Below are 16,492 nucleotides of genomic sequence, written 5' to 3'. Positions count from 1 at the left end.
ATTAATTTTTAAAAGGTTATTGCAGTTTCTTAAGTTCGTCATCTGTAAAATGCTTCAATTCTCTTTCTTTAGAAAATTTGTCAGCATTGTATTCGTTGGATTTGTTTTTAGGAATCGATAAACTGTTCCATTCCGTTTGCTTTAACATTTTGGCATAAAAAACAATCTGGCCCACATGATAAGGGTAATGAGCTAATTGCCTGTTAATAGCATCTAAAGCTGTCTGACCTTCATTTCGAATGTAAATAATTTTAGATAAATCTTCAGGTTGCAAACTGTGAATTGCATTAAAAAAGCATTGCCAACCTTCTTCCCAAAGTTGAAGTAAACTCTTTTTATCTTGGTTTTCAAAAAGGGCATCAAATTCTTCATCTCTTTTTCGCCATTCTTTTTCGCCATCGGTTGTTAAAAAATCAGTCCAACGCGACAACATGTTGCCATGCATGTGTTTGATGATAGTAGCAATGGAGTTAGTATCATAATTTGGAGTAATAAATAACTGTGAAGTTTCTAACTGATCGATTGCTTTTTCGGCAATGGTTTTGTAGTACAGCATTTGTTTTTTAACGCTTTCTAAATAGATGTTACTTGTTTCCATCGAATAAACTTTTCATGATAATATTAATTCCTTTAAACCCAAGATAAATAGCAATAGCACTAATGAGAATTCCAATTGCTAAAACATAAGGATAATACGGACTTTCCTCGTTTTTAAACGAACTATTAATAACAATTGGTCCTATAAATAAAAGGGGTAAAGTACCAGATAAGTACTTAATTCCTTTTGCAAGTAATTTTCTATCTGTTGCCATAATATTATTCTATTGGTGGTGGAGGTGGAGGTTCTAGAATCCTGTAGCCAACACCTAAATAAATACTAGATTTTTCTCTTTTTATACTTTTGATTTCGCTTTTTGTGAGTTCGCAAATGGGTTTGCCAAATTTTTTTTGTGCGATTTCTTCATAATACAATTGATACCCTTTTTGAATGCCGATAAAAGCCTGTTCTATAGCTTCTTTATTTGTTGTTAAATCCCAATTTAGAAGGCAATTTTCTGCATAGTTATAATCGGTATCTGGTTTTTTTAAAAATTCATGAATATAATTTGGTATTGAATCATTTGCAATAGGTCTTTCATTAACTAAAACCTGATTATCTCGATTGATTAAAACACGAGTAAATAATCGTCCACCACATACTATTGGACAACTCTTACAATGATTAAAAAGTGTTACATTCACCGTTTCATTGGTACTTAATTTTAAATGAAACTCGTGGGTTTTACAACAGGTTTCTCGATTCAGTTTTATCGTTATTTCTTCTAAAATATCTTTTTGGTACTGGTTATAATCAATAGATATTGTGGGTAACGAATCAGGAATACCTAACAGGTATTTTTCATTGGAACAATATTGAAACGTTTTATTAGAAAACAAAAAATAACCACTTACTAAAAAGATAGTAATTAAGGAAGCAAAAAGAACCCCTTTGCTGTTATAATATTTTTTTCTTTTCCTCAAATTTAAAAAGTGATATTCAATCCAATACCATTTGAATTGGTAATTACTTTCATGTCAAATTGATAGCCTAAACTATTTGAATTATCTTTTACACTTTCATTATAAAGTTCAATACTTTTAGCTCGCATTCTGGTTCTACCCGAAAGGACTGGAATAGAAACGCCTATTAATCCTGCACCCACATAGGTAAAACCTGAAGGGTAATCTACATCAGAAACCAAACCTTTTACCACATCTCCAATTATTAATCCAATTCCGCCACCTAATAATAAGCCACCAACAGATTCTTTGGTTCTAGATTTTTTATATAATTGTAAAGCTTCAGGGTTAGCTGCTAAGGTTTTTGTGATTTCGTGTTTATAGACTAAATCATCATTCACATAATATTTGTTATCTCTCACTTCAATTTGTTGAGAAAAAATTAAGCTAATAGTAAAGAAACAAAAAAGAGAAAGTATTTTTTTCATAGTTTTAAAAGTTAAGGTTTATAGTTGGTTACAGCATTTCTTACACTGCCATATTTTAATAATAATTTTTTAGCGAATTCATATTCAATGGCTAATTCTTCCATAATCATTTTGGTACCGCGATCAACTAATTTATCATTACTCAATTGCATATCAACCATTTTGTTACCTTTCACTTTTCCTAATTGAATCATAGTGGCAGTTGAAATCATATTTAAGACTAATTTTTGAGCCGTTCCTGCTTTCATACGACTACTACCAGTAACAAATTCTGGCCCTACAACTACTTCAATAGGAAATCGAGCAGTTAAGGCTAACGGACTTCCAGAATTACAAGTAATACAACCCGTGCTAATGCCACTTTCATTACATTTTTCGAGTCCTTTAATTACATAAGGAGTCGTTCCTGAAGCAGCAATGCCGATTACCACATCATTGGTGTTAATTTGCCATTCTTGTAAATCGACCCAAGCTTGAGTGGTACTGTCTTCTGCATTTTCAACCGCTTTTCTAATAGCAGCATCACCACCAGCAATAATACCAATAACTAAATCAAAAGGAACTCCAAAAGTAGGCGGGCATTCGGAAGCATCTACAATTCCTAAACGCCCAGATGTACCAGCACCAATGTAAAAAAGTCGACCTCCAAGCTTCATTTTAGTAACAATTTCGGTTACTAAAGCCTCTATTTGAGGAAGTGCTTTTGCAACAGCGAATGGAACCGTTTGATCTTCTTTATTGATATTGGTCAACAAATCATGAACCGACATTTGCTCTAAATGTTGATATTTAGAGGCTTGTTCTGTAGTTTTAGTAAAGTGCATTTTATAGTAATGATATTACTGCTAAAATACAAAGATTTTTTGGGTATTTAGAATTTTAGATTTAGAATTTAAAAGCTAAATAAAATAAGCTAAAACAATCCCTAAAACAATTACCGTAAGTTTGGCTAAATTAAATTTATGACCTTCGCTTGTTTCAAATATAATAGTTGAAGAAATATGGAATAAAATTCCAATCACGATGCCAGAAATTTGAGTATAAAATTCACTCAAAAAGGTTAAATGAGCCGATAAATAGGTTCCTAAAGGTGTCATTGTTGCAAAAACCAACATAAAGAAGAAAATGGCTTTTCGATTCAAATGGGCATTCACAAAAAAAGTTGTCAAAATAATAGCAATTGGAAAATGGTGAATGGCAATTCCATAGGCTAAATGATTGTGTGCACTAATCGGCATTCCTTCTAATAACGCGTGTAAACATAAACTAAAAAACAAAAGCCAAGGAATTTGATGTAGTGTTTGATGTCCGTGTACATGACCATGTTCCGCACCTTTAGAGAAATATTCTAAAATAATTTGGAAAACAATACCAATCATGATAAAAATACCAATAGCACTATTGTGATTATGATGATGATCTTCAGTATGATGTAAACCAGCTTCGTATACTTCGGGTAACAAATGCATTACAGTTAAAGATAATAAGAAGGCACCACTAAACGCAAGTACTAATTTTAAATTCTTTTTACTTTTTGGACGAAAGTAAAGCGCTATAAAATATCCTATCAATACAGATAGCAACGGTAAAAAATAGACACTATAATCCATTATTTAAAAATCATGATTAAACGTTCTGAATCGTTTTTGTAAAACTTTTGAAGTTTGTAATTTCCAAAAATATCCAGTAAATATACACCAGCTTCTTCCATCATTTGTTCAAAATCAGCTAATCGAAGCGCTTGAACCTTTTCAGTGAAATGATATTTTTCTCCTTCGTGAGTAAATGCAATTTCTTTGAAAATATGATTTTCCTTCACATAACGCTTAATGTGAAAATCGATAGCTTCAACTGTCTTCACCTCTTCTGGTACTAAGTTAGCAATTACATAGTCAACATTCATAAAATCGATACAAGCAAATCCGGTTTCGTTTAAGCTATTATGAATCGCTTTTATAGTAGTAAGATTGTCTTCGTCCTTTTCAAAATAGCCAAAACTGGTGAAAAGATTAAAAATAGCATCATATTTTTCTTCACAAATGTCACGCATATCATGTACTTTGAAATGCAATTTTTCGTTTTCAAATTGAGACGCCTCAGCAATACTATTCTCAGATAAATCGGCTCCAGTAACATCATAACCAAGCGAATTTAAATAAATGGAATGACGGCCTTTTCCACAAGCTAAATCTAATATTTTAGCTTCTTCAGGAAGATTCAAATACCCCGTTAAGTTATCCATGAAATATTGCGCTTCCTGATAATCTCTATCTTTATATAAAATATGGTAAAAGGGGGTGTCAAACCATGAAGCATACCATTTTTGGTTAATTGAGTTCTTGTTTTCTGTCATTATTCTTTTGCACACTAATTAATCTTGCAAACCTACATAAAATTTGCTTTCATATAAAATTATTATATAAAGAATTTAGCTTCGTTTGTCCTAAATGAAACAAATAAAAGATTTAGAATAAATTTAATGTATTTTTGCAATTGAAATTGATGTTTGAACATGGAAAATTTTAAAATGGTTGCCAAAACCTTATTTGGATTTGAAGAAGTATTAGCCAAAGAATTATTGCAACTGGGCGCACAAAAAATTGAGCAAGGAACCAGAATGGTTAGTTTTATAGGTGATAAAGGGTTTATGTACAAAGCCAATTTAGCTTTAAGAACCGCTCTGAAAATACTAAAACCAATCAAAACGTTTAAAGCCTATAATGATAAGAGTTTGTATGATGGAATTCAAAAAATTGATTGGTCAGAATACCTTACCGAATACAAAACATTTGTTGTAGAAACCACTTTACATTCGGAACATTTTAATCACAGTCAGTTTGTAGCCTTAAAAACAAAAGACGCTATAGTTGATCAATTTAGAGAAGCAACTGGTAAACGTCCGGATATTGATAAAGACTTTCCTGATTTGCGTATTCATATTCATATTGACAGAGATATGGTTACTGTTTCTTTAGATACTTCTGGAGAATCGTTGCATAAAAGAGGTTATAAAACAGCTACGAATATAGCACCCATTAATGAAGTTTTAGCGGCAGGAATGTTGTTGTTGTCGGGTTGGGAAGGGAACAGTCATTTTTTAGATCCCATGTGTGGTAGTGGAACCATTTTAGCTGAAGCTGCGATGATTGCGTGTAATATTCCAGCCAATATTAACCGAAAAGAGTTTGCTTTCGAGAAATGGCAAGATTGGGATAGCGAATTATTTGATAAAGTATTGGAATCGTTATTGAAAAAAACACGTGAATTTCATTATACCATAACCGGTTATGACAAAGCACCTAGCGCTGTTGCGAAAGCTAAAGATAATATTAGGAATGCCAATTTAGACGAATATATTTCCATTCGTCAAGCTAATTTTTTCGATACAGAAAAAATGACAGAAGGGCCTTTGCATATTGTGTTTAACCCTCCTTACGGAGAACGTTTGGATATTGAAATGGAACGTTTTTACAGAGAACTTGGTGATACGATGAAACAAAAATATCCCAATACAAATGCTTGGTTTATTACAGCCAATTTAGAAGCTTTGAAGTTTGTGGGTCTAAAGCCAAGTCGAAAAATCAAATTATTTAACGGAAAATTAGAAGCTCGATTCGTAAAATACGAAATGTATGCAGGAAGTAAAAGAGCTAAATTTCAAACCGATACTAATTACTAAAAAAAGAAATCATGAGTAAAAAAACAAAAGCATTTTTATACAATCTTTTAGGTTTTACCTGTTTTTATATTCCGGCTTATTTATTAATTATGCACTTTACTGACCTAATTGGTTTTTGGATAGCGGGACCTTCTTTTATTGTTTCGTTATTTCTTTCGCCTAAATTTCAATACATGCAAACTCATGAAGATGAAAAAATATTTATGAAATGGATATTTGTAAAAGGAATTCGTGAAGTGAAGTAATACCAATAGATTGTTAAATAAAACAAAAAATCACCTAAAATGGTGATTTTTTTTATTTTCAAGACTCTACATTTGCAGCCAAATAATAAACAAATATAATAAAATGATTACAAAAAAAATGAAAGCCTTTTTAGTTTGCTTTTCGATGTTAGTAGTAACAAGTTGTTCGGTAGAAGATGGTAAAGATGGCGTTGGATTTGAAGAATTAGTCAAATTTGGTGACGTAAAACTTACTTTAACAGGTGTAAGACCAGATGATGTGTCGTTTTCTAAAACAACAGCTTTTAAATTTACTTCAGTTGAAGGAAGCGATTATAGTAGTAGTAATTCTGTGCAACCGAACGGAAGTGATTTAACTTTCAATATTCTAAGATATTTAAGTTCGCCTGATGATGTATTTCAAGAATCTACAGTATCTTTTAGTTTGAATGTAACTGATGCAGGATTGGCTACAGAAGCATTAGAATTAAATTCATTTCGAATTGAAAATTTTGCTGTAGTAGGTGATGATTTAAAATATTTTGTGCTTTCAGATAGTTATGATACTACAAGTCCAAATACAAATATTCAAATTTCAAATTATAGTTTTAACGATGCTACGAATGAATTAAAATTTTCTTTCTCATTTGATGTATCCGCTTTAGACAACGATTCAGATCATGATTTGAATGTAAAAGGAGAAGTGAAGGTTATTGTATTAGAAGAAATCTAAAAACTCATGACTTATAAAATAAAAAGACCTCAATTGAGGTCTTTTTTATATTTTAATACCAGGAGGCAACATGTCTTGGTATTTTCGATTCTTTCTAAAAAATTTGATGAGTTTGAGATGCGTTGGAACAACTTTTAATTTTCGGTCTTCTGCTATAGATAGTACATTTTTAATGAATTCTTCGTGTAATTCTTCATCCGAATTTTCGTTTTCGCAAAATTTTGTCAAAAAAATCTTTCGTTCTTGTAACGAATATTCGATAGATACTAATCCATCATCAGTAATAGTTTCAAATTGTCTTAACAACTCATTGTCTTTAATTTCCATTGGTTAATGCTTTAAAATTAAAATTTAACAATCTGTAAAGATTTATCCAATTGCTAAAATTATACAATGCAAAGTTAACGATTTGATAATCAAATTCAAATAATTTTAACTTTTAAGATTTTCTGTACAGATATGTTAAATAACACCTATTTTACAATAGATTTAGTACATTTATGTTTTCTTAAAGATAATTACGCTTTACATGTCAAAAATACCTGTTTACTTTATGCCTGGTTTGGCTGCAAGTTCTATTATATTTGAAAATATTAAGTTACCTGAAGATGCCTTCGAAATGCATTTTTTAGAATGGTTTGTACCAAAGCCAAAAGAGTCTCTAGAAGCATATGCATTGCGAATGACAAAGGAAATTAAGCATAAAGAACCGGTTTTAATTGGGGTTTCTTTTGGGGGGATTTTGGTACAAGAAATGAGCAAGCATATTGAAACTAGAAAAACAATTATCATTTCTAGTGTAAAGACCAATAAAGAAATGCCAAGTCGAATGAAAATTGCGAAAAAAACTTTGGCCTATAAATTGATACCTACTAGTTTGTTATCGAATGTGGAATTGTTAGTTAAATATGCCTTTGGAGATAACATTATTGCAAGCCGACTCAAATTATATGAAAAATATTTAAGTGTTCGTGATAAAAAATATTTGGATTGGGCCATAGAAAACGTAATTTTATGGTCTAGAGACAAAGCAGATGAAAAAGTAATCCATATTCATGGTGATTCTGATTCCGTTTTTCCTATCCAAAATATAAAAAATGCAATAATTGTAAAAGGAGGAACGCACATTATGATTATTAATAAATACAAATGGTTAAATGAAAATTTGCCTAAAATTATAAACCCAATTGAAAAAACATAAATTATGAAGAAGGATGTAGTAAAAAGAATTGTTTTAATTTGTGCTGTAATTACAGTAAGCGGATTATTTATTTATGCTACGAAAAGTAATGTTGTACAAATTGCCCATGTAGATTACCCAACACAAATGAATTTTGCTCAGGAAGTAGTACCCACTTACATGGCAGATGTTCAAGAGCGGTTGGATCGAGAAATGGTAACCAATATTAATTACCATACCAATACCACTTTAGTTATTAAGAGAGCCAATAAGGTTTTTCCAATTATAGAACCTATTTTAGCTAAAAATGGTATTCCAGATGATTTCAAATATTTAGCAGTTATAGAAAGTAGTTTGGTAAATGCTGTTTCTCCAGCAGGTGCAAGAGGGGTTTGGCAATTTATGCCCACAACGGCTAAAGAAAAAGGAATGGAAGTAAATGATTTTGTTGATGAGCGTTATGATTTGGAAAAATCTACACAAGCTGCTTGCGATTACTTGAAAGAAGCGTATTTAAAATTTGGTAGAAATTGGACGTTAGCTGCTGCTTCTTATAATGGAGGTATGGCTGGTGTGCAAAAACAGTTGGAATCTCAAAAAGTAACGAGTTATTATGATGTTTTACTGACCGAAGAAACAGCACGTTATGTGTATCGTATTCTAGCTTTAAAAGAAATTATGAAAAATCCACAAAAGTATGGTTTTGAAATTCCAACACATGCTTTGTATTCTGAAATACCCGTTAAAAAAATTGAAATTGATTCAACAGTAACTGATTTGGCTGATTTTGCTTTAGCTCAAGGAATAAACTACAAAATTTTGAAAATTCACAATCCTTGGTTGAGAGATAAATCCTTGCCTAATAAAGCGCGAAAAAAATATACAATAGCAATTCCTACGGAAGGATATAGTAAAATAGAAAACTAATAATAAAAAAGCACTCTAAACGAGTGCTTTTTTAATGTATCGAAAGAAGAAATTGTTAGATTTTCTTCATTTGCTCTTTCATCATTTTAATTTGGTCTTTTAGCATGCCGTGTTTGTCTAGCTTTTTGGCTTCCGTTAACAAGTTATTAGCTTCCATTTTACGTCTTTTAGTCATGGCAATACCCGCTAATTGTAATTTTGCTAAAGCTAAATCTTGATCCATAGATAAACCTAATTCTACCGCTTTTTTGAAAAATTTCTCTGCTTGTGTTAAATTAGTTTGTGAAACCATTATTCCATTTAAGTAGTTGTAATATCCTTGTTGTTTTCTTACTAAAGCACTTTCTGGATTCTTAATTTTATCTAACCATTTTTTAGCGCCATCCATATCTTGCTTTCTCAATTTTAGGAAAGCCAATAAAATCATCTCATTTTTGAAATATAAAAAGATAAAAATTGTAGATAACAATAATAAGAAGATTCCATTTCCGATATTACCTTCAGTAAATTGATAGACTGCAAACGCAATGATTAAACCTGCTAAAACTAATTTAATATTTTTGTTGAACATAATTATTTTTTTAAGTGTTGCAAAGGTAATAAAATCAATTAAAAATATTTTTAAAAAAGTACTTGCTATTGAAAAAAGACTTTGTATATTTGCACTCGGTTTTACAAAAAGGGAACCAAGAGTTAAAAATTCGATTTTATTTATAGATTTTAAAAATACAAGCAATGAGTAAGAGAACATTTCAACCATCAAAAAGAAAAAGAAGAAACAAGCACGGTTTCATGGATAGAATGGCTTCTGCAAACGGAAGAAAAGTGCTTGCTCGTAGAAGAGCTAAAGGAAGACACAAATTGACTGTTTCTAGCGAACCTAGACATAAAAAATAATGTTCTTTTACCAAGCAACAATATCAGGTGTTACTATTTTTTAGTAACACCTTTTTTTTAATCTTTTCGTGAGAAAAGTAGCAACGTTTTGAAAAATAAGGTTATTATAATCTGATTATTAAGGTAATCATAGAAAAAATAAAAATATATGAGATAATCTTTTTAATTTTGATACCATTCAAATGATTGCCTTACATCAAGACTTTTTTAAAAACGACAACAACAATAAATAATATAACTACACAACAATAACTACACAATGCCAAAAGACAATTCTATTAAATCGGTTTTAATTATAGGTTCAGGTCCTATCGTAATTGGTCAAGCGTGTGAGTTCGATTATGCAGGTTCGCAATCAGCTCGCTCTTTAAAAGAAGAAGGTTTAGAAGTTATTCTGATCAACTCTAATCCGGCAACAATCATGACAGATCCAACAATGGCAGATCATGTTTATTTAAAACCATTAACTACAAAATCTATTATTGAAATTCTTAAAGCACATCCACAAATTGATGCGGTTTTGCCAACTATGGGTGGTCAAACTGCGTTAAATTTATGTATAGAAGCTGATGAAAAAGGAATTTGGAAAGATTTTAATGTTAAGATGATAGGTGTCGACGTTAATGCGATTAATATTACCGAAGACAGGGAACAATTCAAACAATTGTTGCAAGAATTAGGAGTAGGCGCAGCACCTGCTAAAATTGCAAATTCCTTTTTAAAAGGAAAAGAGATTGCACAAGAATTTGGTTTCCCTTTAGTAATTCGTCCTTCTTTTACATTGGGAGGAACAGGAGCTGCTTTTGTGCATACAAAAGAAGAATTTGACGAAAAACTAACCTATGGTTTGGAAATGTCTCCAATTCACGAAGTGTTAATCGATAAAGCACTTCTAGGATGGAAAGAATATGAATTAGAATTACTACGTGATAAAAACGATAACGTAGTTATTATATGTACTATTGAAAATATGGATCCAATGGGAATTCATACGGGAGATAGTATCACCGTTGCACCAGCAATGACTTTATCAGACAGAACGTATCAGAAAATGCGTGATATGGCTATTTTAATGATGCGTGCTATCGGAAATTTTGCAGGTGGTTGTAATGTTCAGTTTGCAGTTTCTCCTGATGAAAAAGAAGACATTGTAGCAATTGAAATTAATCCGCGTGTCTCTCGTTCTTCGGCTTTAGCTTCTAAAGCAACAGGTTATCCAATTGCTAAAATTGCAACAAAATTAGCTTTGGGATACAACCTTGATGAATTGCATAACCAAATTACCAAATCAACTTCAGCTTTATTTGAACCTACGTTGGATTATGTAATTGTAAAAATACCTCGTTGGAATTTCGATAAATTTGAAGGTTCAGATCGAACGTTAGGTTTACAAATGAAATCGGTAGGAGAAGTAATGGGAATTGGCCGTTCGTTTCAAGAAGCCTTGCATAAAGCGACACAATCTTTGGAAATTAAAAGAAATGGATTAGGAGCTGATGGTAAAGGCTATAAAAATTACGAACAAATCATAGAGAAACTAACGTATGCGAGTTGGGATCGTGTGTTTGTGATTTATGATGCCATTGCTATGGGAATTCCGTTAAGCAGAATTCATGAAATCACGAAGATTGATATGTGGTTCTTGAAACAATATGAAGAACTATTCCACTTAGAAAAAGAAATTGCTAATTATAAAGTAGATACACTTCCAAGAGAATTGTTGTTAGAGGCGAAACAAAAAGGATACGGTGACCGACAAATTGCGCACATGATGGGTTGTTTGGAAAGCCAAGTCTATAAATTACGTCAGGATCAAAAAATAAATCGCGTTTATAAATTAGTAGATACTTGTGCGGCTGAGTTTAAGGCTTTAACTCCGTATTATTACTCTACTTTTGAAGCTGAAATTGAAAAGGCAGATGGAACGCGTTATGTGCATAACGAAAGTATTGTAACTGCTAAGAAAAAAGTAATTGTTTTAGGTTCGGGACCTAATCGAATTGGACAAGGAATCGAATTCGATTATTCTTGTGTTCACGGTGTTTTAGCTGCTAAAGAATGTGGTTATGAAACCATTATGATTAACTGTAATCCGGAAACCGTTTCGACTGATTTTGATACGGCAGATAAATTGTATTTTGAACCTGTGTTTTGGGAACATATTTATGATATCATTCAGCATGAGAAACCAGAAGGTGTTATTGTGCAATTGGGAGGTCAAACCGCTTTAAAATTAGCAGAAAAATTATCAAAACACGGTGTAAAAATCATTGGAACTTCATTTGAAGCTTTAGATTTAGCAGAAGATAGAGGTCGTTTTTCTAATTTATTGACCGAATTACAAATTCCTTTCCCAAAATTTGGTATTGCAGAAAGTGCAGAAGAAGCGTCTCAATTGGCTGATTCACTAGATTTTCCATTGCTCGTACGTCCTTCTTATGTATTAGGAGGTCAAGGAATGAAAATTGTAATTAACAAACAAGAATTAGAAGAACACGTTATTGATTTATTGAAATCGATTCCAGGAAATAAATTATTGTTGGATCATTATTTGGATGGAGCTATCGAAGCTGAAGCAGATGCCATTTGTGATGGTGAAAATGTGTACATCATAGGAATTATGGAGCACATTGAACCATGTGGCGTGCATTCAGGAGATAGTAATGCTACTTTACCACCTTTTAACTTAGGGGAATTTGTGATGCAACAAATAAAAGACCATACCAAGAAAATTGCGATTGCATTGAAAACGGTTGGTTTAATTAACATACAATTTGCGATTAAAGACGATACGGTATATATCATTGAAGCCAATCCGAGAGCTTCTCGTACAGTACCTTTTATAGCGAAAGCCTATCAAGAACCTTATGTAAATTATGCGACTAAAGTGATGTTAGGTCATAATAAAGTAACCGATTTTACTTTCAATCCGCAATTGAAAGGCTATGCAATTAAGCAACCGGTTTTCTCTTTTAGTAAGTTTAAAAATGTAAACAAAGCCTTAGGACCAGAAATGAAATCTACGGGTGAAAGCATCTTGTTTATTGATGATTTAAAAGACGATCAATTCTATGAGTTGTATTCGAGAAGAAAAATGTATTTAAGTAAATAAGAAAAAATCCCAACGGAAACGTTGGGATTTTTTGTTTTAATATTTAAAGCCATAATAATTATTTTCTATAATTTGATCAAGTTCATTCATAAGATTTTCATCATTATAAATATATCTATTAAATCTTATTCCGTCTACGTGAATAGATACATAGTTTTTTGAAGTTCTAACAGAAGTGTATTGAATTGTGAAAATTGCATAAATGTTTTTTAATTCACCAAATTGAACATAGTTAATTTCTAACCCTATCGGAAAATCATTTCTCATTCCAACACTTAAAGTTGAGTCTGAATATTTTGTATTTTCTAAAATAAATTTTGTTGCATAAGATTTAAATGCAGATAAATTTAAATTGAATTTAGGCTGGTCAATTTTCCATTTAGTTAATTTGTCATAAAAAAGTTTTTTTGAAAAGTATGCAGTAGCTTGTTCCAATTTTACATCAGGAGAAAAAGGCTTTAAATTTGCAAAAGACAAAGAATCATTAACTTCAAATTCCCAAATTGGTAATTGTTTTTGTATCTCTTGTTTTTTGATTATGTTTAATTCTTCATATGCAATCTTTAATTGTTCGTTAGAAATATTAATACTTTGATAAGTAGAAAAAATTAAATATAACCCTAACATAAATCCTATTGATTGTAGCAAAGGTTGGTATGTATCACATATTGAATTAATTCTGTTTATAATTTTTTTAAAATGTGATACTACTTTACTCATTTGTTGATTTTTTGCAATTAGAATAAAGTTAGTCAAAGTTATTTAATATGCAAATATTCAACAAACTAATGCTTGATTAAAGGGAGTATTCGGATTGAAACTAAAAATTATTTTAGATTGAGACTATTATTCAATTAGTATTGTTTTGAAAATTCTGCAATTTAGAGTATCTGTTGAGCAAACTCCCATTTGATCTGAACAAATTCAGTTTTTTTCTAAATGTTCGTCAATATATAAATTAGGAGGACATAGATTTAATGTACCTGCACAACTAACATAATAAGAATCGAAATTGGTGTCATTGCTAAAAAATAAATCGTTTTCTTTTTTTATTAAATGTCTTACAGTGACTACATTTTTTTTTGAATCGGTTAATTTTAGAAAATAATATTCTTGCTTTAGACGCTCTAACGTAATTCCTTTACAAATTTCAATTTTATTAAAGAAAACCTGTGAATTTTCTGAAAATATTTTCTTGGCTATAGTATCTTTATATTGAATGGTGTCAATCACAAAAAGGTAATCACTATTGATTCTTGTGGCTATTTTTGTTTTTTTAGTACTATAAATAGGATGTTTCTTAGCCTTACAGAATGCTAGTGTTGTACAAATTAATAATAATAAAATAAACTTACTTTTTTTCATTTTACAATTGAACAGTTGTTGTCTTTGTACAAGTACTGCTACAACTTGAACAAGTCCAATATGTGGTTTGTCCTGCATCTATAAACGTTTTTTAAACCAGTGCACAGCTAGAATTGGAACTACAACTAGGCTTGTACAGGTTATAGTTTCTCTTTATCTGATATTAATTAATTCTGTTTAACTATTGATTGCTTCTTTATGTTCTTCATGATACCTATTGTCACTTGAAAAAGTGATGAGTATTATAAAAGTAAAAAATATTATAATTTGTTTTACAGTTTTTATAAATTCTTTATCAGATCAATTAATTTGGTTTTAGCAATGGGTTTAATGATATAATCGGTTACTTCATTAATCGCTTTGGCACGTGTAATATCATCTTGAGAAATAGAAGAAGAGCAAATATAAATCGATATTTTTTTACCAATGTAAGGATTTAGTTTGGTGTATTCTTCTAAAAATTGCCAACCATTCATGATGGGCATACTTAAATCTAAAAAAATAATTTCAGGTAATTCCACGATATTATCTTTGTTCTCTTTTAAGAAGTTTAAGGCGTCCATACCATTATTAAACACACGAATTAAGTCAACCAAATGGGTTTGTTCAATGGTTTTTTTGGTTAAGAAAACAAATACATCATCGTCATCTACTAGTGTCAGGTTTTTGATATGCTTCATGATTGTAGTTTTTTAAATTCTATAAAAAATGTTGTCCCTTTTTCAGGTTCGCTTTCTGCCCAAATTTTACCATTCATGGCTTCTACTTGTGTTTTTGTCATAAATAAGCCAAATCCTTTTGCATCTGGATGTTTGTGAAAGGTTTTTCGAATTTTAAAAATTTGGTCTTTATGCATGATCAAATCAATACCTAAACCATTGTCAGCAACTGATAATATTACGGAGTCTTGTTCGGTTCTTTGAGTTTTGATATGTATGACAGGATTTCTGTGTGGCGATTTGTATTTCAGCGCATTGCTAATCAAATTGGATAGAATGCTATCGATGTATTTTGGTGGAAAATAAATGGAATTGGCTTCTGACAAATCAATATGAATTTGAGCGTCATATTCTTCAATTTGGGTTTCAAATCCGCGTAATATTTTCGCCAAACAATCTTCTAGAATTATAGTGTCCACATCTACTTCCGTATCTTGTTTCACCTGAATGGATTCCACTAATTCATTAAAAACATCCATTAAATGATTTACAACAGGTTTTATTTTTGCTAATGCTTCACTTTTTTCTTCTTCATCTTTACTTTGTTCTACAAAATCAACTAACATGGCAATATTGATTAAAGGTGCTCTGAGATTGTGCGATACAATATTACAGAAATCGACAAGTTGGGTATTTTTGAGTTCTAAAATTTGAGCATGTTCAATCGCTTTAATATTGTTGACTTTAATTTGTTCTTCGCCTTCTTTTCGTTCGGTAATATCGGAGCGAATAGCCACATACTGATAGGGTTTTCCATCTTGATTCAAAAAAGGAACGATGGTAGTGTCTACCCAATAGGTAGAACCGTCTTTAGCTTTGTTTTTAAGCTCTCCTTTCCAAACGTTACCATGGGCTATGGTTTTCCAAAGTTCTTTAATGAATTCTTGCGAATGATAACCCGAATTAATAATCCGATGGTCTTGGCCAATGAGTTCTTCGGTAGAATATTTAGAAATTTTGCAGAAGTTATCGTTAACGTGTGTAATAATTCCTTTTTGATCGGTAATAGCAACAATAGCCGATTCATCTAAGGCATATTTATAATCTGAAATTTCTTTGAGTATTTTTTTTAATTCTTCTTCTCCCTCTTTTCGTTCGGTTATATCAGAGCGGATGGCCACATATTGATAGGGTTTTCCTTCTTGATTTAAAAAAGGAACAATGGTGGTGTCTACCCAATAGGTGGAACCGTCTTTAGTTTTGTTTTTAAGCTCTCCTTTCCAAACGTTACCATGGGCTATGGTTTTCCAAAGTTCTTTAATGAATTCTTTCGAATGATAACCCGAATTAATAATCCGATGGTCTTGGCCAATGAGTTCTTCGGTAGAATATTTAGAAATTTTGCAGAAGTTATCGTTAACGTGTGTAATAATTCCTTTTTGGTCGGTAATAGCAATAATTGACGATTCATCGAGAGCATACTTATAGTCTGCTATTTTCTCCATGGGCAATTATGTTAGTATTATGTGTAGATAGGTGAAATGAGCTTGTTTTTTTAGCCTTCTTAGTTCTTAATTATAGTGAAAACTAGTTTAGGCTATTCAGTAAATTTATTACAAAAGATTTCAACTGCAAAATTTCTCAGTCTTTTTTCGACGAAAATTCTTAAGTTTTTTGCGTCCATAAAAAAAGCCTCAAAAAAATGAGGCTTTTAATTTTTAACTAATT

General features: G+C 31.2%; 20 protein-coding genes. 7 read left to right on the top strand and 13 right to left on the bottom strand.

Annotation, left to right across the window (positions count from 1 at the left end):
* Positions 1-16: 16 nt before the first annotated feature.
* The 7 genes from NHF47_RS13840 to NHF47_RS13810 all read right to left on the bottom strand — a co-directional run bounded on the left by NHF47_RS13840 (position 17) and on the right by NHF47_RS13810 (position 4,341).
* Positions 17-598, bottom strand: coding sequence for a DUF1572 family protein (locus NHF47_RS13840; RefSeq protein ID WP_252765491.1), 582 nt, complete (start codon positions 596-598; stop codon positions 17-19).
* Positions 585-812: a DUF6095 family protein gene (locus NHF47_RS13835; protein WP_252765490.1), complete on the bottom strand. Its 228-nt coding sequence runs from the start codon at positions 810-812 to the stop codon at positions 585-587. Before NHF47_RS13835 ends, NHF47_RS13840 begins: the two co-directional genes overlap by 14 nt.
* A 4-nt stretch (positions 813-816) precedes the next feature.
* Entirely contained in the window at positions 817-1,521 is a 705-nt protein-coding gene (locus NHF47_RS13830; protein WP_252765489.1) for a hypothetical protein, read from the bottom strand.
* 2 nt (positions 1,522-1,523) lie between these two features.
* Complete coding sequence (locus NHF47_RS13825; RefSeq protein WP_252765488.1) at positions 1,524-1,988, bottom strand: hypothetical protein; 465 nt, start codon at positions 1,986-1,988, stop codon at positions 1,524-1,526.
* Between the two features lie 11 nt (positions 1,989-1,999).
* Positions 2,000-2,812: an N-acetylmuramic acid 6-phosphate etherase gene (murQ, locus tag NHF47_RS13820; protein ID WP_252765487.1), complete on the bottom strand. Its 813-nt coding sequence runs from the start codon at positions 2,810-2,812 to the stop codon at positions 2,000-2,002.
* Positions 2,813-2,887: 75 nt separating this feature from the next.
* Positions 2,888-3,598 (bottom strand): ZIP family metal transporter, encoded by a 711-nt coding sequence (locus tag NHF47_RS13815; protein WP_252765486.1) that lies wholly within the window; start codon positions 3,596-3,598, stop codon positions 2,888-2,890.
* Entirely contained in the window at positions 3,598-4,341 is a 744-nt protein-coding gene (locus NHF47_RS13810) for a cyclopropane-fatty-acyl-phospholipid synthase family protein (RefSeq protein ID WP_252765485.1), read from the bottom strand. Before NHF47_RS13810 ends, NHF47_RS13815 begins: the two co-directional genes overlap by 1 nt.
* Positions 4,342-4,515: 174 nt before the next feature.
* On the opposite strand from NHF47_RS13810, the gene NHF47_RS13805 reads away from it, so the two are divergent.
* The 3 genes from NHF47_RS13805 (at position 4,516) to NHF47_RS13795 (ending at position 6,624) form a co-directional block, all read left to right on the top strand.
* Positions 4,516-5,667: a class I SAM-dependent RNA methyltransferase gene (locus NHF47_RS13805; RefSeq protein WP_374670179.1), complete on the top strand. Its 1,152-nt coding sequence runs from the start codon at positions 4,516-4,518 to the stop codon at positions 5,665-5,667.
* A gap of 11 nt (positions 5,668-5,678) precedes the next feature.
* Positions 5,679-5,912 carry a hypothetical protein gene (locus NHF47_RS13800; RefSeq protein ID WP_252765483.1) on the top strand — a complete coding sequence of 78 codons (234 nt, stop codon included), beginning with the start codon at positions 5,679-5,681 and terminating at the stop codon, positions 5,910-5,912.
* A gap of 103 nt (positions 5,913-6,015) precedes the next feature.
* Positions 6,016-6,624 carry a hypothetical protein gene (locus NHF47_RS13795; RefSeq protein ID WP_252765482.1) on the top strand — a complete coding sequence of 203 codons (609 nt, stop codon included), beginning with the start codon at positions 6,016-6,018 and terminating at the stop codon, positions 6,622-6,624.
* 45 nt (positions 6,625-6,669) lie between these two features.
* Here the strand turns inward: NHF47_RS13795 and NHF47_RS13790 are convergent, their stop codons facing one another.
* Positions 6,670-6,951 (bottom strand): N-acetyltransferase, encoded by a 282-nt coding sequence (locus NHF47_RS13790; protein ID WP_252765481.1) that lies wholly within the window; start codon positions 6,949-6,951, stop codon positions 6,670-6,672.
* A gap of 202 nt (positions 6,952-7,153) precedes the next feature.
* Between NHF47_RS13790 and NHF47_RS13785 the strand changes: the two genes are divergently transcribed.
* Both NHF47_RS13785 and NHF47_RS13780 read left to right on the top strand, forming a co-directional pair.
* Complete coding sequence (locus NHF47_RS13785; RefSeq protein WP_252765480.1) at positions 7,154-7,825, top strand: alpha/beta hydrolase; 672 nt, start codon at positions 7,154-7,156, stop codon at positions 7,823-7,825.
* A 3-nt stretch (positions 7,826-7,828) separates the two neighbouring features.
* Positions 7,829-8,731: a lytic transglycosylase domain-containing protein gene (locus NHF47_RS13780; RefSeq protein WP_252765479.1), complete on the top strand. Its 903-nt coding sequence runs from the start codon at positions 7,829-7,831 to the stop codon at positions 8,729-8,731.
* A 55-nt stretch (positions 8,732-8,786) separates the two neighbouring features.
* Here NHF47_RS13780 and NHF47_RS13775 read toward each other — a convergent pair whose 3' ends face one another.
* Positions 8,787-9,302 carry a DUF2892 domain-containing protein gene (locus NHF47_RS13775; RefSeq protein ID WP_140998703.1) on the bottom strand — a complete coding sequence of 172 codons (516 nt, stop codon included), beginning with the start codon at positions 9,300-9,302 and terminating at the stop codon, positions 8,787-8,789.
* 164 nt (positions 9,303-9,466) lie between these two features.
* On the opposite strand from NHF47_RS13775, the gene rpmH reads away from it, so the two are divergent.
* On the top strand, positions 9,467-9,628 hold the full coding sequence (gene rpmH, locus NHF47_RS13770; RefSeq protein ID WP_008464848.1) for a 50S ribosomal protein L34: 162 nt from the start codon (positions 9,467-9,469) through the stop codon (positions 9,626-9,628).
* Between the two features lie 259 nt (positions 9,629-9,887).
* Positions 9,888-12,740 carry a carbamoyl-phosphate synthase large subunit gene (carB, locus tag NHF47_RS13765; RefSeq protein ID WP_252765478.1) on the top strand — a complete coding sequence of 951 codons (2,853 nt, stop codon included), beginning with the start codon at positions 9,888-9,890 and terminating at the stop codon, positions 12,738-12,740.
* Between the two features lie 36 nt (positions 12,741-12,776).
* Here the strand turns inward: carB and NHF47_RS13760 are convergent, their stop codons facing one another.
* The 4 genes from NHF47_RS13760 to NHF47_RS13745 all read right to left on the bottom strand — a co-directional run bounded on the left by NHF47_RS13760 (position 12,777) and on the right by NHF47_RS13745 (position 16,269).
* A complete protein-coding gene (locus NHF47_RS13760; protein ID WP_252765477.1) occupies positions 12,777-13,460 on the bottom strand; it encodes a hypothetical protein in 684 nt (227 codons plus the stop codon).
* 204 nt (positions 13,461-13,664) lie between these two features.
* Positions 13,665-14,183: a hypothetical protein gene (locus tag NHF47_RS13755; protein WP_252765476.1), complete on the bottom strand. Its 519-nt coding sequence runs from the start codon at positions 14,181-14,183 to the stop codon at positions 13,665-13,667.
* A 203-nt stretch (positions 14,184-14,386) separates the two neighbouring features.
* Positions 14,387-14,785 (bottom strand): response regulator, encoded by a 399-nt coding sequence (locus tag NHF47_RS13750; RefSeq protein WP_252765475.1) that lies wholly within the window; start codon positions 14,783-14,785, stop codon positions 14,387-14,389.
* On the bottom strand, positions 14,782-16,269 hold the full coding sequence (locus NHF47_RS13745) for a PAS domain-containing sensor histidine kinase (RefSeq protein WP_252765474.1): 1,488 nt from the start codon (positions 16,267-16,269) through the stop codon (positions 14,782-14,784). Before NHF47_RS13745 ends, NHF47_RS13750 begins: the two co-directional genes overlap by 4 nt.
* Between the last annotated feature and the right edge of the window lie 223 nt (positions 16,270-16,492).

Origin of the sequence: Flavobacterium sp. NRK F7 (assembly GCF_024054195.1) — a bacterium.
GTDB lineage: Bacteria > Bacteroidota > Bacteroidia > Flavobacteriales > Flavobacteriaceae > Flavobacterium.
This window is presented reverse-complemented; position numbering and strand designations above follow the sequence as displayed.